This is a genomic window from Algoriphagus aquimarinus (assembly GCF_900112005.1).
GTDB classification, from domain to species: Bacteria; Bacteroidota; Bacteroidia; order Cytophagales; family Cyclobacteriaceae; genus Algoriphagus; species Algoriphagus aquimarinus.
Map to the genome: position 1 here is coordinate 41,828 of NZ_FOKK01000016.1, position 24,795 is coordinate 66,622.

Sequence of the window (24,795 nt, forward strand, 5' to 3'; positions counted from 1 at the left end):
AATACCAAATAAGCTTTGGCAAAGTCCAATTCCATTTGTAGATTAGGAATGCAATCTATTGACTATCAACTAATTTGATAGAAATCCCTTGCAAAGGGGTATGAATTTTTATCTTAAAATTATTTTTCCATTCCAAACACAAAAAACTATGAAAAATTACTTTCAGAATTCATTTGGAAGCCTACTACTGATTTTTTCAGTAATCTTCTCATTCACAAGTTGCATCTCTGACGAGAGCAATTTGGATCTGCCGTCAGACCCAAACGTGGGCGTTGAACAAGCTATCGATTACACAGAGGCATTTTCTTTAGAAAATCTAAGGATGGATCCGGCAACTCTTAAAATGCTGGCAGATCTGCGAGGGGCAACTGCTAAATACCATGACATAGAAGTGGCTATGACTGACGGCTATGCACTCGGTTCTCCTTGCGTGTCCTCCCCAGACGGAGGAATGGGCTATCACTTCGTTAATTTTGCTATTGTAGATGGAATCTACGATCCTTCTATGCCTGAAGCATTGCTCTATGAAATGAGTAAAAATGGACAGATGAAATTAGTAGGCGTAGAATTTATCATCGTAAAAGAAGCATGGGATATAATACCACATACAATGATCCCATATTTTGGTATGCAGGGGTTTGATGTAGCTTTTGCTCCAGAGCCTCTTCCATTCGACAACTACCAACTTCATGCTTGGATATGGAAAAACAATCCATCAGGCATCTTCACGAAATTCAATCCTAATGTGATGTGTAATTAAAACTAAGCTCTGAAACCTGTAATAATAGAGTAGGGAGAATATCTTTCTACTCTATTTTATTTTTTATGTGTATCCGCATGAATGCACGTTCTAGTATTATATATGGTTTTAGTGGTAAAAAATCCCCCTTGCCCCCTTTGGAAAGGGGGAATTGCCAAATTTGAACTTATAGCATTAATGATAAAGTACATACGTGCAGTTAAGCGAACACACATATTATTTTTGATTTGGTAAGCAGTTACCAAATAGAACAGTCCCATCAATTACCTTAAATCACTGTTTTTATACTAGCCTATAAAGACAAACATCTAATTTTTGACTGCATCTCTCCCAGAAAAGACCTATTTTTCAAGTAAAATTTTGTCATGAAAAAGCTACTCTTTTCTTTTTCCCTAGCTCTTATAGCTCATGCTGCTCTGGCACAGCTAAACCCCTCCACCCGTGAAATGGATAGAATTAACTGGATGGAATTTGCAGACTTCGTCCCGGAGCACATCACTACCGTGCTTTTACCTACCGGAACACTGGAACCTCATGGAGTCATAAACAATGGAGCAGACAATACAGCACCCACAGCAATGGCAAAATATATAGCCGAAAATCTCAATGCACTCATCGCTCCTACTCTGAATTATGGCATCACTGGAAGCATGGCAGCTTTCCCTGGGGCTTTTCAAATCACTGAAGAAGCCTATCGTCCCTTTATCAGAGACATCTTAAAAGGTCTTGCAAAAAATGGCTTTAAAAATATCATCATTCTCAATGGACATGGAGGTGGACAAACCAAAGTCCTGCAAGAAGTAGCTGCAGAAGTAGCCAATGAGCTCGGCGTGAGAACTCTCGTGCTGAACTGGTGGTCTTTTGCCTCGGATATTACATTTGAAGTTTTTGATGAAGACGGCGGGCACGCCGGGTTAAACGAAACTGCTTATATACAGGCTATCGACCCAACTCTCGTCCATAAGGAAAAGTACAGTACTGACATGACTACTGCATATCCTGCATCTGGAACATGGTCTGCCAGCCCCTTTCCATCATCAATCGGACTTTACAAAGAAGGTCAGGGATATCCGAATTTTGATCAGGCACAAGCAGATGAGTATTTCAAAAAAGTAAATTCTAAAGTCTCAGCATTCATCCAAGACATTATTAAAAAGTGGGATATGGCTGGTTTGTAGCCTTCACTATTCGAAATTTATCATATTAAATCTGAGATTAAACTTTATCCTTTCTCTAATAAAAGCTTCTATAACTCGCCAAAAACCTAAATAAAATATTATGAACACTAACATTTTTCAAAGCACAGGTAAGGTACTGCTTGGCTTATTGGCTATTTCACTCTTTTCAAATCCAGCTCTTAGTCAAGATCAACATAAGTCTGACTTTAAAAAAACGGTGATTTCCAAAGATTTTATTTCCGAAGGAGTAGCTGTGGCTGATCTAAATAAAGATGGCCTGATGGATATAGTTGCTGGATATTTCTGGTTTGAAGCACCCAATTGGACTCAGCACGAAATCTCACCTTCACGCGCTTTTGACCCCAGAAAAGAATACAGTAATTCCTTTCTGAATCTTGGAATGGACGTCAATTTGGATGGCTGGGACGATGTAGTCATTATAGATTACCCTGGAACTCCTGCTTACTGGTTTGAAAACCCAAAAACTGCGAGCAACGACTGGCAAAAGCACATCATCGCCGACTCTGTTGGAATATCTAATGAGTCACCCGCATTTGTAGATATGGATGGAGACGGCAGGGTCGATATCCTCTGTGGCGACTACAAAACCAGACAAATCATCTGGCTGAAAGCACCTACTCAGCCTGGAGAAACGGAGTGGAAACGCTTTGCACTCACAGAGGAAAACGTACCTGGCACCGACCGATTTTCTCATGGCCTTGGATACGGTGACATCAATGGCGACAAGATCAAAGACGTGGTGATTTCCGAAGGATGGTTTGAGGGAAAAGCAGACCTGACTTCAGGGGACTGGGTTTTTCACCCTGCTACTATCAGTGACAAAGCCGCACACATGCAGATTTTGGATGTAAATGGTGATATGAAAAATGACGTAGTAAGCTCCTCCGCCCATTCTATGGGCGTATGGTGGCAGGAATACATCAACGATTCCACCTTCCAAACTCACCTGATCAATAACCTCACTTCCCAAACTCACGCCACCATTTTGGCTGATCTCAACGGAGATGGAGAGATGGAAATGATTGCTGGCAAAAGATACTTGGCGCACAATGGAAACGATGCAGGTGATGCAGATACTCCTTACTTATTTTATATAGAATTCACTCCTATGATAGGTCCCTTTTTCCGCGAGCATATCATCGACAACGACTCTGGAGCTGGCCTGAACATCACCGTAGAAGACATGAACAAGGACGGCAAACCTGACATCGTAATTGCAAATAAGAATGGTATTTTTCTCTTCGAAAATCAAATCAAAAAGTAACCTGTAGGGCAGAAGACTGAACCTAAGCGCCAAAGCTCTAAGGAAGAAAATCAAGTTAAATCTTGGCCTCTGCCTCTCAAAGTTCTCGCCATTTATCATTGAATTACCCCTACGAACAAAGGAATGAATGAAAACATGCTCCAAAAAAGGAGAATCTGATATATTTGAGGTCGCAAACTGCGACCTCAAAATAATAAACCTCTAATTTCATTTTTAGCATGTCTAAAATTTCGTTTCCAGTTATAGCAATAGCTGGCGGTCTATTGGCTTTTGGATGCTCAAGTCCCGATACAAGAAAAGCTGACTTAGAAGAGCTTACCAATTACTATCCTCAGTACCCTCTAGACACCGCGAAGCATGGTGCTGACAGCACCGAATTGATCATGACCAATTTCGCAGGGCCGGACATCGTTCCAAGTCCCGCTGCATTGGCAGTTTCTCCTAACGGAAATGTATTCGTAGGAGTAGATATGATGGGTTCACTGGGAAAAGAGCCCGGAAAAGGCGCAATTGTTCGCTTGGTAGATAGTAACAATGACGGCGAACTTGATTCACATACTGAATTTGTCAAAGTAGATAATCCACGTGGTATCATCGCTGTAAGAGATCAAGTCTTCGTTCTTCATACGCAGTTTTCGGAAGCAACCGGAAAAGCAGAAGGTATGAACTTGGTCGTTTATGAAGATAAGGACGACGACGGTGTAGCTGATGGCCCTGCCAAAATGTTAATTGAAGGCATTTCCTCTCCAGAATCTATCCGTTCCCGTGGTACAGATCACTCTACCAATGGTATCCGTATGGGTATCGATGGCTGGATCTATATCGCCGTAGGAGATTTTGGTTTTCCAGATGCTGTCGATAGAGACGGTACGCATATGACCATGTTGGGTGGCGGAATTGTCCGTGTACGTCCTGATGGCACCGAAATGGAAGAGTACATCCATGGAACTAGAAACATCTACGATGTGGCGATTGATCCATTTATGAATATTTATACCCGTGGCAATACCAACGACGGCGGTGGCTGGAACATTCGTTTCATTCACTACACACAGTCTGGTGAGTATGGCTACCCTAACTTTTTCAAAAACTTCACTGAAGAAACCATTCCTGCACTAGTAGATCTAGGCGGAGGTTCCGGTACAGGTAGTTACTTCATGGATGATGACAGATGGCCAGCCAAATACAATCACGTGCCGATGATGGCGGATTGGGGCAGAAGCCATTTGTATATTCACCGTGTGACAATGGACGGCGCTGGTTTTACGCAGCAGGATGAGGAATTCATCAAACTTCCACAGATCTCAGATCTAGATGTGGATGGTTCTGGACGTATGTTCCTTGCCGCTTGGAATGGTGCGGGTTACTTCGGTAGCCCAGAGAAAGGTTATGTTGTTCGTGTAGTTCCTAAGGACTGGACTTATGAAGCTTTCCCTGACTTGAATACTTCCACGGTAGAAGAATTGACAGCCTTGCTGAAAGCACATAATTCAGTTTCACGTTTCCACGCACAGCGCGAACTTCTTGCCCGCTTCCCAAATGAAGCTGGAGCCGCAGCTCTTTCAGTAGCTACAGACAAAACACTAACTCTTGAAGTGAGAGTTGCAGGTATTTACACGTACGCACAGGCTACTTGCGAAAGTGGAAATGGTGAATTGGTGAAATTGAGCCAAGAAGAAAAAGTAAGAGAATTTGCGCTAAGAGCATTAGCAGATCGTAAAACCTGTCTTCAGGGAGTTCCACTTGATCCATTTATCGAAGGAGTCACTGATCCTAATGACCGCGTAAAATCAGCAGCAATCGTTGCTTTGGGAAGAATCGGAAATCCAGAAGCAGCTGAAGAATTGTTGAAAGTAAGTGTACCTACCTCATTCAAACAGCCAGAGAAAGGCACTGAAGGCCCACACGCTACGCCTAATTCCGCAATTATTCTTCCACACGTAGCAGTGAAATCACTGGTTAAACTTCATGCGGTAGATGCAGCGGTAGAAGCAATTGGTACAGAGAATTCAAAAATCGCACTTTGGACTTTGCGCTACATGCATGATCCAAAAGCAGTCGATGGATTGATCAAAGCCTATGGTGACACAGATGACATGGAACTGAAAGCTGAGATTTTGGGCACACTTTCTAGATTGTACAAGAAAGAAGCACCTTATGATGGTTCATGGTGGTGGGGAACTCGCCCAGATACGCATGGCCCGTATTACAAGGCAATCACTTGGGAATCTTCTGATAAGATCAAAGACTTCTTGGTAGGCGAGCGCAATGCACAAGATGACCCTACGAAAAGACAATTCTTCGCTGAGCTTAATGAGCGAAACAGAATGGAAATCGAGGAATTTGGAGAAGAGCAATCAAACTTGGTGATCCAAGAAACTGAAGTTGATTTGGAAAAAATCAAAAACAAAAAAGGACAAGTAGGCGCCACGTCTATAGAGGATGTGATGATCGCAGTACAAGATCTAAAAGGAGATCCTATCAAAGGTAAAGCACTCTTCACCAGCCAAGGTTGTGTGGCTTGTCACAGTGTAGAAAAAGGTCAGCCGCTGAAAGGTCCATTTATGGGTCAGATCGGCTCGATCATGAATCGTTCTCAGATCACAGAATCTATCTTGAAACCAAATGCTTCTATCTCACAGGGCTTTGCTTCAGTTCTTATCTCTACCAATGACGATAAGAGCTACATGGGCTTTGTCACTGCCGAGACAGCAAATGAAGTGGTACTTCAGGACATCACTGGCACAGCTACCAAACTGGATAAGGCTACAATCAAAACACGTAAGGTGATGGAAACTTCCATGATGCCTCCAGGTTTGGTTAACTCCCTTTCTTATGAGGAATTAGCGTCATTGATTACGTATCTGCAGCAGCAGAAATAAAAGACTGCGAGATTTATAGCAATTCGAAAACACCTTGGGATTTTAAGATTTCAAGGTGTTTTTTTTTTGATTTAACTGCATTACCCTGGAATTGCCCACTAAGTTCGACTCCCTTCGGGGTCGTACATTCTTTTTGGTTGTTTGTCAAACCATGGGTTCCACCCATGGCTATTGAAAAGTTAGATCCTTTCAGGATCTTTTCATTATCAAATAGTCCTTGACATCGACCACGAAGTGGTCAAACCTTTCAATAACCGCGGGTGCAACCCGTGGAAAAGTGGTTCGATGGTGTAAGACAGCAACCCTGAAGGGGTTGAACTAATCAACATAGTTTAAAAAAAACGCTATCCCAAAATTCAATACTCCTCTGTGTCCACCGCGGTTAAAAAATAATTTGCTAGGATTTAACAGCAGAGTACACGGAGGTTAACACAGAGTGAACAAGCTAGAGTTGTCCTGCTTCTCCAGAAGCTGGACTGAGCTAAAAAATGATCAATCATCAATGTTCAAACTCAATATTCCAAGTATTTCCGTTCCGTAGGAACGATTCGTTTGTAGCAAAACGGAACAAATAAGAACACCTCGTTCCATAGGAACGTCTCGTAATAATAATTCACCATTCGTTCCTACGGAACGAGGAAACGGTCTTCTATTCCAATTGGCTACAGACCAGTTGTCCCGCTGGGACAAAACCTAATCTGTTTCTAATGAGATTAAGAAGTACTTTTTTCACCGCGAAGCCGCGAAGATCGCTGAGTTTGTCGCAAAGTTTTTTTTTAAAAGAATGAAGAAGACTTAGCGATTTTCTCGGCGAACTCGGCGTCTCGGCGGTAAAAAAAGAATGTTCAATGATCAATCATCAATGTTCAAACTCAATATTCCAAGTATTACCGTTCCGTAGGAACTATTCGTTTGTAGCAAAACGGAATAAATAAAGACACCTCGTTCCACAGGAACGTCTCGTAATAATAATTCACCATTCGTTCCTACGGAACGAGGAAACTGTCTTCTATTCCAATTGGCTACAGACCAGTTGTCCCGCTGGGACAAAACCTAATCTGTTTCTAATGAGAATAAGAAGTACTTTTTTCACCGCGAAGCCGCGAAGATCGCTGAGTTTGTCGCAAAGTTTTTTTTTTAAAAAAGAATGAAGAAGACTTAGCAATTTTCTCGGCGAACTCGGCGTCTCGGAGGTAAAAAAAGAATGTTCAGTGATCAATTTTCAAAATCAATGATAAAGGAAGTAGAACCAACACTAGCCCAGTAGCCTTTTCGTTCCGTAGGAACGATTCGTTTGTAGCAAAATGGAATAAATAAAGACACCTCGTTCCATAGGAACGTTTCGTGAAATAAAGTCCCCATAAGGTCCTACGTAACGAGGAAACGGTCTTCTATTCCAATCCCCTAAAGACCAGTTGTCCCACTGGGACAAAACCTTATCTGTTTCCAATGAGATTAAGAAGTACTTTTTTCACCGCGAAGCCACGAAGATAACGGAGTTTGTCGCAGAGGACCTTTAAATAGAATCCTTAGAATAGTTCTTTGCGCCTCCCGATAGCTATCGGGAGCGCGAGAAAAAATTCTCAATGATCAATGTTTAAACTCAAGTAAAAACCCGCCTTATCCGCTGCGCCGCCGCGAGCAAATCAAAGAACTCTGGCTAAACTCAGTTCCTTCTTAGCTCCAAAATCTTCCATCCATCTACAATCTCCAACTCCTTCCACTCTCCATTTCCCCTCAAGTCTGGAAGCTCTTTTCTTTCCTTGGAAATCCATATCGAATTATCCGGGGCTTTTTCTATGATCCAAGTGGAATCTGATTGTAAATTGATCAAGCCAGACTTCCAATTATCATTCTGCTGAAACTGCGTTTCCCGGTTCAGGCTTTCATCGCCATCATACACAGAAATCACTTTCAAATCCGAATTGAACAACACAGAAGGCAGGCGTTTGTTGTAAACTATTACCTCCTTGAGCTCTGGTTTATTTTGATGCAGCCAAGCGGTTACATTACGGGTATCGTTAGTCAGTCCAGCATTTTGACTCATGAAATAGGTGGACATTCCCGTCAAGCCCATCGTGAATATAAAAACGGAAATCACCGTGCGTTCGACTCTGCGGATATCTACTTTCTGCATCGCAGCTAGTAATGACGCGGTGATAAACCAGATGAAGTAAAACTTGAAATTCAAGGAGATCTTGGGATCTATCAGGGGCAAGGCCACCAAGGCAAGCATCAGCAGTGCATGAAAACCCAACTGCAATCGCTCCCATATTTTTTGCTGTGGATCAGTAAGCTTTTCCCAATAATAAATCGCACCAATCGCCAACCCGGAATACAGCGGCAAGATATACAGCACCAGTTTGGACTGACTGAGGGAGAAAAAAACTAAAGGTAAAAGTACCCACATCACCAGCATAGCTCCTTTTTTCACGAAATCAGCCCGCTTGAGCGGAATCTTTCGCAGTAAGATCAATATCCAAGGGAAGGCCGTTCCCAGCAGCACCGCACCATAAAACCAGAAGGGTTGTCCCCTGTGGAAGGTATCTGTGGCATAGCGATCTATGGTATGCTTGAACAGGAAGTAGTCGAGAAAGCGCTCATCTTCCAGGTGCAAGAGGACAAACCAACTCAATCCAATTCCCAGCATCAAGGCTATTCCGGCCAGATGAATTTTGACCGAACCCATTTTCTCCTTCATGACCAGCCCTTGATAGGCCCAGATTAAAAGCGGCACAATCAACACCACGGGGCCTTTGGTCAGAAAGCCAATCCCCAGAAAAACATAACATAGCATCAGTAGGTACCCTTTTCTTTTCTCCAAAAAATCAAACCAGAAATAGAGCGCCGCCAAAACGAATAGTGCCAGAAAGGTATCTGTCGTCAATGCCCTACTGCCAATAATCAATGCTGGAAATGAGGCATACAGCATGGCGGATAGAAAGGCCGGATTGGATCGCTTGAAGAAGATCAAGGCAAGCTTATAGACTAGCCAGATCTGAAGAAGCACTGAAATCTGTAATAGAAATCTAGCCGAAAAAGGAGAAATCCCCATCACTTCATAGCTCAAAGCAGTCAGCCAATAAGTCACTGGCGGTTTATGATAGTGGTAGATTCCCATGAGTTGGGGATGCATCCAATCGCCTGTTTGCACCATTTCCTTGGCGATTTGGGCATAGCGGGCTTCGCTGGATTCGGTGACAGACCAAGCTCCTAAGTTGAAAAACAACACCATTCCTACAAAGACCAACAGCAAAGTCATTCTCATGCTTTTGATCCGATCGAGGAAACTGAGTTTCTCCTCATTGGCTGCTCCGTAGTGGATCATCAGATTTCTCACATACACCAAGATCCCAAATGCCTGACCAATAAACAGCACAGAGTCCTTGCGAAGTATCGCATAGGAAGCGATCAATACCGCTCCTACCAAGCTGATGTACCAAAAACTCAATGGGAATTGGGATTCCTTGCTTCGCTCTGCTTCATACCATTGCACCACAAACCTAGTCGTGAAAATAACCTGACCGAGCGTGCCCCAAGTGAGTAGCATTCCACTGATCTCCGGATTGTGCACCAAACTATGGAAATCATAATGTGCATGAAAGACCAAGTACCCCAGAAACAGCAAGGGAAGAAGAATGAAACTCCAGCGAATCCATTTCGGGAAAAGCTGCCAGGCGTTTTGGATTTTCAGGTTTCGGATGTAAATGAAATAGCCTACCAATTGTCCGCCGACAATCACCAGATCCTGGCGAAATGTCCCATAAACCAACAGTAGAAAGGAGGCAACCAAACTGAGTTGCCAGAAAATAACCGGTGAAAGCACTTTTCCTGCTTTCTCAGACTTGACCAATTGTATTAGAAATCGGGCTGAAAAAAGCCCCTGAGCTAGAAAACCAACTCCAAGTAGCACCCAACTATTCATGGATTGCTGCTTTATGTGTTTTGATGGAATTCTCCGAAATGGTATATACTGACTGACGCTTCATCATCCATCGCAGCGCTAGTGTGTCCTGAAGGGGAGACAAAAGCCGATTCCACACGTTAAATTTGGATTTACCTGTAACTCTTGGGAAATGCTTTACAGGAATTTCAATGACTTTTTTGCCTTGAATCAAGGTAAGCGCTGGAAAAAATCGATGCATCCCTTTGAAAAAAGGCATATGCAATGCGACCGATCTACGCATTATTTTCAACGGACATCCCGAATCATGAACACCGTCGTGTAGCATGGAATCCCGAAACCAGTTGGCAAAAGTGGAAGACATTTTCTTCACCGCGCTGTCCTTGCGCCCTGTTCTCCTGCCCGTCACCAGATCATAATCAGGAATCATCGCTTCCAATCTCAGAAAGTCCATAGGATCTGTCTGCAAGTCAGCGTCAATGTAGCCCACCCATTTAGTATTGGATTTTTCGAAGCCTGCCCGAATTGCAGCACTGAGTCCCGCATTTTTCTCGAAGGAAATGAAGCCAACATGGTCATGAAGCGCTGCAATTTTCTTTATTTTACTCAAGCTATGATCAGTAGAACCATCATTGACCAATAATAGATTGACCTCGAATTTTGACTGATTGATATACTCTTCAAAGGCTGGCAAAATTCTTCCTATCCCATCTTCTTCATTGAAAATAGGGATGACTATAGTGATTCCGTTAGATTGCTTATTCATTTTTTAAAACAACTTCACTGTTCAAAACACAATAAAAATCTGGAATGGAATAACTATTTCCAGATGAAAGGCACTTATTATTCAGTCTCATTTTCAGATTGTTGCATCTTTACCGATCCTCTGTGAGAGATATAAATTAACATACTAATGATAGCCAATGAGACAATGGAGGCATTCAACGTCCCTAAATCCAATCCTCCCTTTGCCAATGGCTTGGTTAAAAAATCGCCGAATGTGGCACCGAAGGGTCTAGTGAAAATAAATGCAATCCAAAACAGAAGTATTTGATTGGCACGTGTGAACTGATGCAGCAGAAACACGATCAAAATGATAGCCGCAGTGACAAAAGCTCCATGGAGATAGCTCAGCCCCAAACTATCCGTCAGAAAATCGCCAAAAGCAGTTCCAAGACTGTTGGAAAACAAGATGGCTATCCAGTAAAACAGCTCTTTACCCCTGTCCTGAATAGGGAAGACAGCTAGTGACCCATATTTTTTGAACCAGATAAATAAGACCAGGATTAGTCCCGCGAATAAGATGATGCTGCCTACTGTATATCCCAAATGGAGACTTCTATCCATAAAATCAGAAACCTCAGTTCCTAGCGTCGTCGTGGCAATAATAACCAGCCAGTAATAAACTGGAATGTATTTCTGAGAAGACAACTGTATCATCAATACCACCAGAAAGAATCCCGCAGTAATAACCAGCCCCGTAAGGTATCCAAGGTTTAGCGTCATCGAGAGGAAGTCGCCCAAGGTCTCTCCTAGCGTCGTAGCCACAATCTTCATCAACCAGAAAAGAAGGGTGATTTCGGCTACCTTATTAAGTTTTTTATAAACAGTCATGGCTAAATACTTATCGTTTCTATTATCAGAACTTATAACTATACCCTACCCGAAACACCTGCGTCTCGTAATAATCCGCACTCGTGTAGCTGAAGTCATTTCCATCTATAGTCTTCTTGATCACCATCGTATTCAGCAAATCAGTGGCATTGAAAAACAACTCACCACTACCACCTTGAATCACTTTTTTCAAACCCATGTCAAGCGTAAATCTTCCTTGAATTTTACCCTGAGGAATAATATCCGGAGCCAAATAAATGGCCGTCAATTGGCCTGTGAAATTCTCTGAAAACTTGAATTTCGAATTCCATTTGGCATTGCCAGAGAAAATCTCCTGCTTATCCGCTGAAAACGCATGTGGTTCTGGATATAGATTCTGTACAGTAAATGCATCAATCTGATTGTGATATCCATTCAGATTTAGGTCAAAAGAATACCAATCGTTGACATCCTGATCCCAGATCAATTCCAAACCAGTATTGTAGCTTTTTGCAGCATTCTGAAAGATGGCGTAGATCAATTTGCTGTCCCCATAGGTAGAAGAAATCCTGGTGATCGTCCCATCCACCTGTCGATGATAGGCTGCTGTATATAGTGAACCGGTACTCCAGCCCGTCTTCCATCCTAGTTCGTAGGAATTAGTAAACTGAGGTTTCAAAGCAGGATTACCCACCTTGATAATCTCCGCATCATCGTACTTCGGGAAGATCCGGATATCCACTTCATTTGGTCGATCTACTCTTCTGTTGTAGGATGCAGTGATCTTATTCATCCCATTGATTTTGTAAGAAAATCGGGTATTCGGAAAGGGCTGGAAGTAATTGTATCCATCACTTTTGTAGGTCGGATGATTTGGGTTCACATCATAGTTCAGCTTGATGTATTCCAATCTCAGCCCGATTTCCGCTTCCAGTTTTTTCGACTCAAACACGTAATTACCATATACTGCAGGAATGATTTCCTTGTATGTAGCCGCTCCACCGGCCAGAGAATCAATCGGGGAGTTTTCGCCTGGAAAAAACTGCATGTTGGTTGGAATCCAACGTCTTCTAAACTTCATTCCGGTTTCCAGCCTACCATTCTTCATGGGTTTCACATAATCAAGCGTGACGTCCACCACGTTCTCATCTGAGAGCAATTTGAAAGCATCTTTACCTGAAGAGCTTGGTAAAATATTGGTAAAGAAATACTGCTCATCCTCTCGGTGAAAAGTATAATTCAACCCTGCTGAAAGGCTATGACCTGGATCTGCAAAGTTATGTTTGAAAGCCGCTGTAGCCATCACAGTGGTCTTGAGCTCGTCTTCTAAGAACTGCCAAAGCCTCAATCGCTCTGAATAATTCCCATTGAAAAAAGGCTGATCGCCTCTGTCAATGATTTTTTCACTCCCAAAAAGTCCTGAAATACTAAGTGTATTTGACTGGTCTATCGTCCAATCCATCCCTGCGCGGGTGGTCAAAAAATTGGTATTTCTGTTTCTCTTAAGTTGCTGATTGATGACAGTTCCATCAGTATAAGTTCGGGTGACAAACTCATTTTTATTCAATGTCTGGGTGTAGAGGTTATCTGCCGAAAGGAAGAAATTCACATCCTTCTTGCGATAATTCAGTGATATCGAAGGATTGATTTTTGGCGTGCCTTGATATTGAGGTCTGATGCTTGGAAGATTTGCTTTTTTCTCCCAAAGTGCTCCTAAACCAAGCGCTAGACCAACTTTCCCGTTGAATCCCTCCTGCTTTTCTTTTTTGAGAATGATATTGATAATACCCGCATTTCCATTTGCATCAAACTTTGCAGAGGGATTATTGATGATCTCAATTCTCTCCACTGCGGAGGACGGAAGATTGTCTAGGCCAGTTTGATTACCAAATCCAGTCAAAGCAGTCTGCTTTCCGTCGATCAAAACTGCTACACGGTCATTTCCCCGAATCTGAACTTTACCATCCTGAACGGTTACCCCAGGAAGATTGGACATAGCCTGAAGCACGGAGCCCCCGCTTTGGCTAATATTCTGACCCAAATCATAGGTTTTCTTATCCATTTTGGCACTTACTGCTTCCGCCTGCCCCACTACCTCCACAGCTATCAAATCCTGGAAAGATGCAGTCATCATAATCTCACCCAGATTCAGAAATGCAGAACTTGACCCCACAAAAATGGCTTTGCTCACCGTCTCAAACCCTATGAAACTTGCTTCCAATTCATAATCTCCCGGAGCTACATCTACTAAAGTAAAAAGTCCCGATTCATCGGTAATAGCACCAGTCACAAAACTGGCGTCTTTGGCTGTTTTCAGCACTACATTAACATAGGACAAGTCCTCCTGAGAGGTCTTGTCCGTGATTTTTCCTGACACTTTTATTTTTGTTTCCTGAGCCAAAAGAGGCTGAGATAACATTAGAAAAATGATCAGCAAATAGTTTTTAATCTTCATCATCTTCTTCGATTGCTTTCTTTTCGATTAGTTTTCCATTGATATCGAACACTAACTCCCACTCTTCCTCGCCTTTTTCCACCGCCAATTCATAGACGCTTCCATCGGCTTTTTCTGAGATCTCTGCTTCTTCGATTTTGAATCCAGCGAAGTCCTGAGCTAAAGTCTGTTTGATAGCTTCTGGGATATCAGCTTTTTTAATTTCGTGTTCAGTTTCTTGCCAAGTTCCGTCAGCTAAAAAATTCGCAGAATACTCATTCCCTTCCAGTTTAAATTCAGCCTCCCATTCAGTAGCAGACTCCATATCCCAGCTTACTTTCTTTGCGGTTGGAAATTTCTGAGAAAAGGCAGCTTTTACAGCCTCAGGCACTTCTTCGCCAGATTGTTCCTGAGCACAGGCGCCCGTCGAAAGCAAGACGCCAATAGATAAAATCGTTAGGTACTTGTTCATATGAGATTTGGGTTTGGTAAATATGATTACCCAAAAGTCGCATGAGATTTAGAAGACATTTAGAATTTACTGAAGCGTACCGAAAAAATGTGGAAATGATCCAAGAAATCATAGTTGATTTCCCAGCCATTTTGCTTGCAGATCTCTTTCACAATGGCCAGCCCCAATCCACTGTTGGTCGTCTCTGTGGTGGATATGGAAAATCGCTTAAAAAGAGTCTCTTCCTTCAAGCGTTCGACTCCTGAATTCAAAAATGCAATCTCATTTTCACCAATCCGTACAATGATTTCGCCTGAAACAGGACTATGACGGATCGCATTGGAGAGCAAATTATTGACAAGCGTTTCCGCCAAAAAAAGACTACAGGTCACGTTTGCTATCCCGGTGATTTCTTTTTTATAAGTCAATTTTCGCTCTGAAATATAATCCTGAAGTAACTCTTCACTCTTCTCTATTTTCTCTAAAAAATCAATTTCAGAACTATCCGAAAATTTACTGTTGTCGATTCTTGCCAGTAGAAGCAAATTCTTATTCACCCGGGTTAGCCGTGCCAACGGAATCTGTATGGCATTCACCAGCTCTGATTGTCTGGCACTGAGTTTTTCATCCTGAAAAAGGATATCCAATTTAGATTTCAGCAAAGCAATAGGAGTTTGCAATTCGTGAGAAGCATTTGCGACAAAGGCTTTCTGCTGATTATAGGCATTGACATTTTCAGCAATCAACCTAGTAATGGCTTGATTCAGCTCTGTAAATTCTTCAATGTCAGTCTCATCAAATTCCACCCCTTTACTTAAGCTCAAATCAAAGGATTTCAATTTTGTAAGTGTATTGTCAAATGGCTTCCAGGCGCTCTTAGAAATCCTTCGATTGAGTTGGATAAAACCAAAAACCAGAAGTCCATAGAGCAAAATAGTCACCAGACCAATTGCGAAAATAGTCTCGTAAGCTTCCTCCACGTTGGTTTCTATATTCAATAAATAGGGTTTTTTATCAATCTCAATAACCGTTTGCAACCCGCGAAAACGATCCGATTCCAGCTCATACTCATTGTACTTCGTCACTTCGTATATGCTATCGGGCCTAGCTATATTTTCTGTTATAGGCATGATCGACGAACTCGGCTGCAGCATATTCCACGAATTCAGAATTGCTTCTAGATCATGACCTGAGAGATGAGCTTCCTTAAATCGGTTTTCAATGCGCTCCATAGTCATCTCATGGTGATCGTCAATCTCAGTCACCCAAATCCAATCCACCACCAAAAAATAGATAGGAATACTTACCAACAAGATGATTAGTGCATAGATGGTGAATGCCTTGAAAGGTTTATCGAGCAGTTTTGTCATATTTCCCACTTATAGCCAGTTCCGTAGATTGTTTTGAGATAGCCAGCATACCCCTGTTCATTGAGCTTTTTCTTAAGGTTTTTCACGTGTGCATAGACGAAATCATGGCTATCAAACATATCCGCCACATCCCCGGAAAGATGCTCAGCCAGAGCGCTTTTTGATAAAACCCTGTTTTTATTACCTATAAAGAACAGTAATAAATCATATTCCTTTTTGGTCAAAAGAATGGGATTCCCCTCTATTTGGACAGTTTTTGAAAGTAAATCAATTTTAATTTCGTTTTGTATGATCAGGTTTGAAGGATCAAATTGTTTCCTGCGAATCACGGAATGTATTCTCGCGGCTAACTCCGAGTGGTGAAATGGCTTGGCCAAGTAATCATCTGCACCGATATTCAAACCTTTGATCTTGTCCTCAAGCGTGTCTTTGGCGGAAATGATAATCACGCCATCCTGCTTATTCTGACTGCGCAAATGCTCCAGAATATCAAATCCATCTCCTCCAGGCAGCATCAGGTCCAGCAAAATGCAATCGTATTGGTAGAGGCTTACTTTTTCTTTGGCTGTCGCAAAATCACTGGCTGTCTCACAGCGGTAATTTTCACCTGAGAGATAGTGCACAATATCACTGGCCAGCTCCTTTTCGTCTTCGATCACCAAGATTTTCATCTGTCTATATATTTTTTCAATGGTCAGATGGAATCTCGCATTTCTGAGGATTACCTCCGTGTGTGTGTGTCTCCTGCTAAATGCTCGATTTCATAGGACTCAAATTAAGCATTCAATTTGGAAGGAATTTAGAAGAAATAACTATTCAATGATCAATGTTCAAATTCATCCCGATAATCATCAGGACAAGGAAGCATGACCAACACTAGCTCAGCAGCCTGTTCGTTCCGTAGGAACGATTCGTTTGTAGCAAAAACAGGATAATTAAAAAATCCTCGTTCCATAGGAACGTCTCGTAATAATAGGTCACCATTCGTTCCTATGGAACGAGGAAACGATCTTTTATCAATCAGCTACAGACCAGTTGTCCCGCTGGGACAAAAACCTTATCTATTTCCAATGAGATTAAGAAGTACTTTTTTCACCGCGTAGTCGTGAAGAGCGCAGAGTTTTAGCCAAGTTTTTTATTGAAAAAAGGAAGTGAAGCCATTGCGTTTTTCTTGGCGAACTCGGCGTCTCGGCGTTAAAAAAAGAATGTTCACTAACCAATTTTCACCCGCAATGCCTAATGGAAAACCACCCTTATCCGTTGCGCCGCCGCGAGCCAATTCCCGCGCATCCGCACCTCAGTGATTAAGTTTTCGTGAATTCTGACAGGTGGGACAGTTCGTATCACTCGATTCTCTATTTTTGGAAAGCTAGTTGACATACTTTAACCCTTACCTCATGAAAACCATACTATTTACTATTCTTACTTTTTTGGTTGCCAGTTCTGCTTCTTTTGCGCAGAAATCCTTTCACAAAAATAAAGTAATCGCTCACCGTGGTGCATGGAAAGCACAGGTACTTCCTCAGAACTCTTTGGCTTCACTCAAAGAAGCGGTAAGACTAGGTTGTGAAGGTTCTGAATTTGATGTCTGGATGACTTCAGATGGAGTTTTGGTGGTAAATCATGATGCAGATTTCGATGGAATGGAAATCGAAACATCTACTTACAAAGACCTTTTGACTATTAAACATGAAAATGGTGAGAAGCTTTCTACCGTAGAAGAATATCTCAAAGCAGGTAAAAAACAGAAAGGCACTAAATTGATTTTTGAGATCAAGCCTTCCAAAATCTCAGTGGCACGAAGTATAGAAGTAGCAGAGAAGTCTGTGCTAGCAGTGAAGAAAATGAAAGCTCAAAAGTGGGTGGATTACATCACTTTCAGTTATGAAGGTGGTTTGAAAGCAATCGAGATGGACCCAGAAGCGAATGTGGCTTACCTCACAGGAGACAAAACACCTGCTGAATTGAAGGAAGCTGGATTCTTTGGTTTCGACTACAATATCAATTTGCTGAAAAAGAATCCTCAGTGGATCAAGGAAGCGAAGGCCCTTGGCTTGACAGTGAATGCCTGGACGGTTAATTCCGCTGAAGATTTGATTTGGTTTCTAGATCAAGAACCTGATTTCATCACTACGGATGAGCCTGAGTTGCTTTTTAGAATCATTAAAGACCGGAAGTAAGCTTAGCTCTCAGAGTTCTGCTGGTCTTCGCTGGAAACTGTAAATAAGGTAAAACAGAGATGGAAGAATCAGCAAACTCCCTAGAAGCAGCGCCCAACCTAATGTTTCGATAGGAAGTCCCATCGCGCCAGAGTTGAAAAGACTGAGGTTTTCTCCTGATTTCACAATGATAAAATTAGGGAAATAGTGATAGCCAAATGAACCCAAAATCAGCGTAATCTGAAAACCCGCCAAGAGACGACAAATGGTTTTATGTCCAGTTCGGAGATATTTCCAGAGCACAAAAAGACAAATCGTAGCCAATATCAAAAAGCTCAAACTGACCCAATCGGTAAATTTCTCTTTGGTCAGACTCAAGCCATCTATCTCAGCAGCTAGGAAAACAAAACCACCAGAAATGAAGGTCAGGAAAGTCAAAACCTTGGCTCGCGGAATAAACAGCGCCTTGATAGCTTCATCCTCTACCTCTCCTATTAAAAACACCGCTGCCAAAAATCCACAGATCGCCACAGTAAAAATCCCCACAGAAATACTGAATAAATGTAGCCAGGATCCTATGTAAGCAGAATAGAAATCTGGGGCATTTGGGTCTATTTGTCCCGAAACCATCGCTCCCGCAATCACTCCCAGGAAAAACGGTGTGATAAAACTGGAATAGGTGAAGATCAAGTTATAAACACGCTGCATGTCGTCCTTTACGGCATCGTAATGACGAAAAATAAAGGCCGTTCCCCTACCGATAATCCCCAAAAGCATCAGCACAAGCGGAATATGCAAGTGCACAGAAAGCATGGTGTAAATAGGCGGAAAACCCACGAATAAAATCACAATCGCGATAATCAACCACATGTGATTTGCTTCCCAGATCGGGCCGATGGTAGAGTAAGTAATCGTCCGAACTTTCTCCCGCACAGCTCGGGGAGTAATCAATTCTACTATTCCAGCTCCAAAATCAGCGCCTCCAAGGAGCAGGTACATCAATATCGCAAGGCAGAGGAACACAATCACTACATACAGCATATCGGTAGAATTTAATGTTGGGTGGAAGATTGATTTTCAGCTGGCTGCTCGCCCTCCATGTTTGGCAGACTTTTGATTTGCCTATAGAGTAAAAAACTCACTATAACCGAAAGCGAAACATACACCGCAGTGAAAATCATAAAGGAAATCTGTATCCCCGGAATCGGAGTCAGCGCATCTTTTGTTTTCATAAAACCATAGATAATCCACGGTTGCCTACCCAATTCAGTCACTGTCCAGCCTGCCTCCACAGCCATAAATCCTATCGGTGTAGCTAATACAAATAGCCAGAGAAACCAGCGTTTTTCCTGCCAGTATTTCTTTTTCCAAGTAGAAAAGAAATACAAAATACTCAAGACCATCATAATCATACCCAAGCCCACCATTATCTGAAAGGCAAAATGAGTGATCATCACCGGTGGTTGTTCATCTTCTGGGAATTGATCCAGTCCTATCACTTCTTTTTCAAAATCCCCATGCGCCAAAAAACTCAGCGCTCCCGGGATTTTAATCCCATAATTCACTTCCTTTTTCTCCACATCAGGAATTCCTCCTATCAATAGAGGAGCACTTTTCGAAGTTTCAAAATGCGCCTCCATAGCAGCGAGTTTGGCGGGTTGACGAACCGCAATATCCTTGGCAGAAATATCTCCTGAAATAGGCTGAAGCAATGCCGCTATCCCTCCATAGACTATCGCGATGCGAAAAGCCTTCCAGTGGAACACCTTGTTTTTGCCATTGATAAGCATCAGCGCGTGAATTCCAGCGACTGCAAATCCTGTAGCAGCAAAGGCAGCCAAGGACATGTGTAGCGCCTGAGTAAACCATGCATCGTTGAAAAGTGCAGCGATAGGATCGATATTGATATACTTTCCATCTACATAATCAAAACCTGTGGGGCTATTCATCCAGCCATTTGCAGACACCACGAGTATCCCGGAAGCCAAACCACTCAATCCGACTACAACTCCGGTAAACCAGTGAAACCACTTGTTAAACCTATCCCAGCCATATAGATAAAAACCCAGCGCGATTGCCTCAATGAAAAAAGCTGTTCCTTCCAGCGAAAAAGGCATTCCAAAAATCGGCCCTGCATGAAGCATAAATTCCGGCCAAAGCAATCCCAACTCAAAGGAAAGCATGGTGCCGGAAACAGCCCCGGTCACGAAGAAAATTGCAACACCCCTACTCCAAGCCTTGGTCAGTGCTTTCTGATGATAATCGTTGGTTTTCAAATATTTGTAATGGGAAGTCGCCATGAAAAAAGGCATTACCATCCCGATACAAGCAAAAATAATGTGAAAGGCCATAGAGAGGGCCATCTGTGAACGTGCTGCTATAAGATCATCCATTTTTAAGTAGATAGAGATTTAGGTCGTCGACTGTGCACTTATGAAGAAGTAAAAATAGTCCCAAAAGATCAGGGATAAAGGATAAATCCACTTTAATAGAATATAATCATCACCCTCAGAATTCGATAAGTAATCTTTTGGGTCTTTAGTCAGAATAGATCTCCAACTTATCGGTTGATCTAGTGAGTGCAGAGGAAGAAAACTCTATAAGAATAAACAAAAACAATCATCATAGTCTTCATACTTGCTTATTATGCTCTTGATCCTGACCGAAGATCCCAATAGAATTGAAATCCATAACATGCCCAAATAACTCCTACCTGCTTTCTGAACGGGGAGTCTCCTATGTTTCTATATTTCATCCTATTTTTAAGCTATGCAAAGCCGTTCACACCTCTTCCTTCTCGCACTATACGCATTTTCTTTTGCCTGCTCCTCACCTCCAGAAGTAGCAAACTCCTTAAAAGTAACTCCTTATGACATCCATGTAGAACTCGCTTGGAATAAAAGCCCAAATGCAGATTCTTATGGCGTGTGGGTAAGTATGGATGACGATCATTATACTAGACGATCCGTCTTGGAGGACACGCTATACCTGGATTTTGTAAATGATCTGGGGATGGAAATTGATCTGAACTATGAGATCCGAGCTTACTCAGGCGAAGATTCCACCATCGTCGGAAAGGCTGCCACCAAAACACATAAGATGACGGACGAGGAGCTGTTGGACATGGTGCAGTTTTATACCTTCCGATACTTCTGGGATGGAGCAGAACCTAATTCTGGGTTGGCCCCTGAGCGCATTCACATGGATGGTGAATACCCTCAAAACGATGCGCATGTAGTAACTACTGGTGGATCTGGCATGGGCATTTTCGGACTTATCTCGGGAATGGAAAGAGGTTGGATTACCAGAGAACAGGGGGTTGAGCGATTTGAGAAAATTGCAGGATTTCTGGAAAAAGCTGATCGATTCAAAGGTGTATGGCCACATTGGATCAATGGACAAACAGGGAAAGTGCAGCCCTTTGGCCAGAAAGATAACGGCGGTGACTTGGTAGAGTCTGCTTTTCTAATCCAAGGGCTAATTGCAGTTCGGGAGTATTTCAAAGATGGAGATGATAGAGAAAAAGCTGTTGCAAATCGATTAGATCAACTTTGGAAAGATATGGACTGGACTTGGTACACTCGAGACGGTGAGGATGTGCTTTATTGGCACTGGTCACCAGAATATGACTGGGATATGAACTTCCCACTTGAAGGATACAATGAATGCCTGATCACCTATGTACTTGCAGCTTCCTCTCCTACGCACACGATTGATGCTGATGTATATCATAAAGGCTGGGCAAGAAGCGGAGGTATCAAATCTGATAAGGAATCTTTTGGCTATGACTTGATTCTAAAGCATAACGGAGCCGAAGAAATGGGCGGCCCACTTTTTTGGGCTCATTATTCCTATTTGGGTTTAAATCCTATGGGATTGAAAGACCAATATTCAGATTATCAAAAATTGAATACAAACCATACGCTGATTAATAGAGCTCATGCTGTAAAGAATCCAAATGAATATGCTGGGTATGGCGAGGATCTTTGGGGCTTAACTGCTTCCTACTCCATCAACGGCTACAATGCGCATTTCCCAGCAAATGACACAGGAGTTATTTCTCCTACAGCCGCTATTTCTTCCATTGTGTACACTCCTGAAGAATCCCTGAAAGTGATCAAGAATCTCTATTACAATTATGGTAAAAAAGTATTGGGTAGATATGGTTTCTATGATGCAATGAGTCCTGAGCACGATTATTTCCCAGATCGATATCTCGCCATAGACCAAGGGCCGATGGTCGCTATGATAGAAAATTACAGAACTGGTCTGGGCTGGAAATTATTTATGGGAGCACCCGAAGTTCAGGAAGGTTTGAAGAAACTTGGTTTTGAAAGTCCGAGTATTTCTAAATAATACAATTCGAGTTTATTCCACATCGACTTTGCTCGGTGACCAGAAGAAAGAATATTATAAGAGAGAAAAGAAGTGCGGCATAGCTGCACTTCTTTCCTCTCTTCTTTTTATCGTGTTAATATGGTGACTAAGATTATGGAAGTCATTTTTATAGAGTAATGATTGAAGTTCAATTTCGGCAATCCCCCTTTCCAAAGGGGGCTAGGGGGATTTCTTTTTGTTACCTTAATTAATTTTGATCCAAGATCACATTCTGGTAATTTCCGATCAAACTTGAATCCCATGAATTCTTCCAATCTTCTGAAAGTAGCCCTTGCCCAGATTTCACCCGTTTGGCTTGACAAAGCAGCCACACTTGAAAAAGTGAAAACGTCCATCACAGACGCAGCAGCTCAAGGTTGTGAGTTGGTTGTTTTCGGAGAAGGTTTAGTACCGGGTTATCCATTTTGGCTTTCGATGACAAATGGAACTGCATGGGATGATAAAATCCAAAAGGAGATCCACGCACATTACTTAAGGAATGCCGTTCAGATCGAGAGTGGAGATTTGTTAGAAATTCAGGACTTAGCAAAAAAGCTCAAAATCGCCATCTACTTGGGGATTATTGAAAGACCAATTGACCGAGGTGGCCACAGCATTTATTGCTCGTTGGTGTATATCAATTCCGACGGGGAGATTAAATCCGTTCATCGTAAACTCCAACCTACCTTCGAAGAGCGGCTGACTTGGGCTCCTGGCGATGGGAATGGACTTCAAGTGCATCCCTTGAAGGATTTTACTGTTGGAGGTTTGAATTGCTGGGAAAATTGGATGCCGCTAGCAAGGACAGCACTGTATGGTTTGGGCGAAAATCTACATATAGCAGTTTGGCCGGGAGCTGTTAGAAATACAGAAAACATCACTCGCATGATCGCTCAGGAAAGCAGGTCTTTTGTGATCTCTGTTTCCAGTTTGATGCGGAAATCAGACTTTCCATCTGACACACCACATTTGGATGTAATTCTTGAAAATGCTCCTGAAGTCTTGGCCGATGGAGGTTCCTGCATTGCTGGGCCGGATGGTAAGTGGATCCTAGAACCTGTCGCAAATACCGAAGGTCTTTTGATAGAAACCTTAGATTTTAACCGGGTATTGGAAGAGCGCCAGAACTTTGATGCGGTTGGGCATTATTCACGGCCAGATGTGTTGCAATTGAATGTCAATCGAGAGCGGCAGACCAGTGTGAAATTTGTTTAACCGACAGTAGAAAGGAAATTGTCAATGTTCAAATTCAATGGTTAATTTTCAATTTGCCTAATCGTGATTGTATCACGGCGAATTTCAATTTATAGCTTCGACTTCCTGCCTACCGGACAGGCAGGAGCTCAGGTTGACTCAATTAAACATCATACTGTAATAAAACATTTCAGTAAACCGCCTGCATCTCTCTGCGAAACCTCTGCGCTCAATGCGGTTACAAACCCCTTAAAAAAACCTTTAATTTCCACATACCTAGCTATTTCCCTAGATGTGAATGGAATTGAATCTATTTTTGACGTATGAACACCCTAACTGTGGACAGAACGATTTCCATCCGAGGACTTTTTCGGATCAGCAGACCGATCAATCTGCTGATGGTAGGTTTCGCACAGTTAATGACAGCTTACTTTTTAGTCAGAACTACCACTTCAGGATTGCCAGTCTTCCACGACTACAAGCTCTATTTAATCGTGATTTCTACGATTTTGATCACCGCAGCTGGCTACATGATCAATGACTATTACGATGTCAAAATCGACTATGTCAATCGACCACAGAATGTAGTGGTAGGCAAAGGTATCAAGAGAAGAGTGGTCATTTTGCTTCATACGATTTTGAATTTCACCGCAATCGGTCTAGGCTATCTAGTAAGTCCTACAATCGCTTTAATCAATTTCGGCGCTGCATTTCTGCTTTGGCTGTATAGCAACCAACTTAAAAGAGAGCCATTCATAGGGAATTTCACCGTAGCCTTACTCACAGGCGTTTCCATCTATTTGATTGGGTTCTATTTTCAAAAATCAGAGCTCCTAGTACTTACTTACGCCATTTTCGCCTTCTTCCTCAATCTCATTCGGGAGATCATCAAAGACATAGAAGATCGACAGGGAGACAGAAAACACGGTTGTCGTACATTGCCGATTGTAATTGGTTTTCGCAGGACAAAGTCTGTTATTTTCCTTATCGCCGCCGTATTTGTCTGTGCCATATTGGTGGTGACTTTCAAATTGAACCGCCCCATGATTTTTATCTATTTCGGTGGGCTAGGAATTTTTTTCACCTATTTCATGTACCGAATTTACATTGCTGATCGAAAAGATCACTTCACCAAACTAAGTGCAATGGCTAAGGTATTGATGCTGGTTGGGACGCTGAGCATGGGATTATTGTAGGTGGGATTTACG

At 42.3% G+C, this 24,795-nt stretch carries 18 protein-coding genes; 8 read left to right on the forward strand and 10 right to left on the reverse strand.

Features of this window, described 5'->3' with window-relative positions; all coding sequences use genetic code 11:
• Window positions 1-148: 148 nt before the first annotated feature.
• From BM291_RS17380 to BM291_RS17395, 4 genes are all read left to right on the forward strand, one after another.
• Window positions 149-760: a hypothetical protein gene (locus BM291_RS17380; RefSeq protein WP_139229130.1), complete on the forward strand. Its 612-nt coding sequence runs from the start codon at window positions 149-151 to the stop codon at window positions 758-760.
• 365 nt (window positions 761-1,125) lie between these two features.
• Entirely contained in the window at window positions 1,126-1,938 is an 813-nt protein-coding gene (locus tag BM291_RS17385) for a creatininase family protein (protein ID WP_092899790.1), read from the forward strand.
• 100 nt (window positions 1,939-2,038) lie between these two features.
• Window positions 2,039-3,223, forward strand: a complete 1,185-nt coding sequence (locus BM291_RS17390; protein WP_092899792.1) for an FG-GAP repeat domain-containing protein — start codon at window positions 2,039-2,041, stop codon at window positions 3,221-3,223.
• Window positions 3,224-3,441: 218 nt separating this feature from the next.
• Window positions 3,442-6,105, forward strand: coding sequence for a DUF7133 domain-containing protein (locus BM291_RS17395; protein ID WP_092899794.1), 2,664 nt, complete (start codon window positions 3,442-3,444; stop codon window positions 6,103-6,105).
• An 852-nt stretch (window positions 6,106-6,957) separates the two neighbouring features.
• Here BM291_RS17395 and BM291_RS21960 read toward each other — a convergent pair.
• From BM291_RS21960 to BM291_RS17430, 8 genes are all read right to left on the reverse strand, one after another.
• Window positions 6,958-7,155: a hypothetical protein gene (locus BM291_RS21960; protein WP_139229131.1), complete on the reverse strand. Its 198-nt coding sequence runs from the start codon at window positions 7,153-7,155 to the stop codon at window positions 6,958-6,960.
• A gap of 616 nt (window positions 7,156-7,771) precedes the next feature.
• The gene (locus tag BM291_RS17400; protein WP_092899796.1) at window positions 7,772-10,030 is read right to left on the reverse strand and encodes a lipid-A-disaccharide synthase N-terminal domain-containing protein; all 2,259 of its coding nucleotides are present in this window, start codon (window positions 10,028-10,030) and stop codon (window positions 7,772-7,774) included.
• Complete coding sequence (locus BM291_RS17405) at window positions 10,023-10,775, reverse strand: glycosyltransferase (RefSeq protein WP_092899798.1); 753 nt, start codon at window positions 10,773-10,775, stop codon at window positions 10,023-10,025. The genes BM291_RS17400 and BM291_RS17405 overlap by 8 nt, the downstream gene beginning before the upstream one ends.
• A 77-nt stretch (window positions 10,776-10,852) precedes the next feature.
• Window positions 10,853-11,623, reverse strand: a complete 771-nt coding sequence (locus tag BM291_RS17410) for a COG4705 family protein (RefSeq protein ID WP_092899800.1) — start codon at window positions 11,621-11,623, stop codon at window positions 10,853-10,855.
• Window positions 11,624-11,648: 25 nt separating this feature from the next.
• A complete protein-coding gene (locus BM291_RS17415; RefSeq protein ID WP_092899802.1) occupies window positions 11,649-14,060 on the reverse strand; it encodes a TonB-dependent receptor in 2,412 nt (803 codons plus the stop codon).
• On the reverse strand, window positions 14,047-14,508 hold the full coding sequence (locus BM291_RS17420) for a PepSY-like domain-containing protein (protein WP_092899804.1): 462 nt from the start codon (window positions 14,506-14,508) through the stop codon (window positions 14,047-14,049). Before BM291_RS17420 ends, BM291_RS17415 begins: the two co-directional genes overlap by 14 nt.
• Before the next feature lie 59 nt (window positions 14,509-14,567).
• Window positions 14,568-15,857: a sensor histidine kinase gene (locus tag BM291_RS17425; RefSeq protein WP_092899806.1), complete on the reverse strand. Its 1,290-nt coding sequence runs from the start codon at window positions 15,855-15,857 to the stop codon at window positions 14,568-14,570.
• Window positions 15,854-16,528, reverse strand: coding sequence for a response regulator transcription factor (locus BM291_RS17430; protein WP_092899808.1), 675 nt, complete (start codon window positions 16,526-16,528; stop codon window positions 15,854-15,856). The genes BM291_RS17425 and BM291_RS17430 overlap by 4 nt, the downstream gene beginning before the upstream one ends.
• A 726-nt stretch (window positions 16,529-17,254) precedes the next feature.
• On the opposite strand from BM291_RS17430, the gene BM291_RS17435 reads away from it, so the two are divergent.
• Window positions 17,255-18,037, forward strand: a complete 783-nt coding sequence (locus BM291_RS17435; protein ID WP_092899810.1) for a glycerophosphodiester phosphodiesterase — start codon at window positions 17,255-17,257, stop codon at window positions 18,035-18,037.
• A 9-nt stretch (window positions 18,038-18,046) separates the two neighbouring features.
• Here BM291_RS17435 and BM291_RS17440 read toward each other — a convergent pair whose 3' ends face one another.
• Both BM291_RS17440 and BM291_RS17445 read right to left on the reverse strand, forming a co-directional pair.
• Window positions 18,047-19,057, reverse strand: coding sequence for a cytochrome d ubiquinol oxidase subunit II (locus tag BM291_RS17440; protein ID WP_092899812.1), 1,011 nt, complete (start codon window positions 19,055-19,057; stop codon window positions 18,047-18,049).
• Between the two features lie 11 nt (window positions 19,058-19,068).
• On the reverse strand, window positions 19,069-20,409 hold the full coding sequence (locus BM291_RS17445; RefSeq protein ID WP_092899814.1) for a cytochrome ubiquinol oxidase subunit I: 1,341 nt from the start codon (window positions 20,407-20,409) through the stop codon (window positions 19,069-19,071).
• 376 nt (window positions 20,410-20,785) lie between these two features.
• On the opposite strand from BM291_RS17445, the gene BM291_RS17450 reads away from it, so the two are divergent.
• From BM291_RS17450 to BM291_RS17460, 3 genes are all read left to right on the forward strand, one after another.
• On the forward strand, window positions 20,786-22,372 hold the full coding sequence (locus tag BM291_RS17450; protein ID WP_092899816.1) for a glucoamylase family protein: 1,587 nt from the start codon (window positions 20,786-20,788) through the stop codon (window positions 22,370-22,372).
• A 282-nt stretch (window positions 22,373-22,654) separates the two neighbouring features.
• Complete coding sequence (locus BM291_RS17455; RefSeq protein ID WP_092899902.1) at window positions 22,655-23,608, forward strand: carbon-nitrogen hydrolase family protein; 954 nt, start codon at window positions 22,655-22,657, stop codon at window positions 23,606-23,608.
• 302 nt (window positions 23,609-23,910) lie between these two features.
• Window positions 23,911-24,783 (forward strand): geranylgeranylglycerol-phosphate geranylgeranyltransferase, encoded by an 873-nt coding sequence (locus BM291_RS17460; protein ID WP_092899818.1) that lies wholly within the window; start codon window positions 23,911-23,913, stop codon window positions 24,781-24,783.
• Window positions 24,784-24,795: the final 12 nt, after the last annotated feature.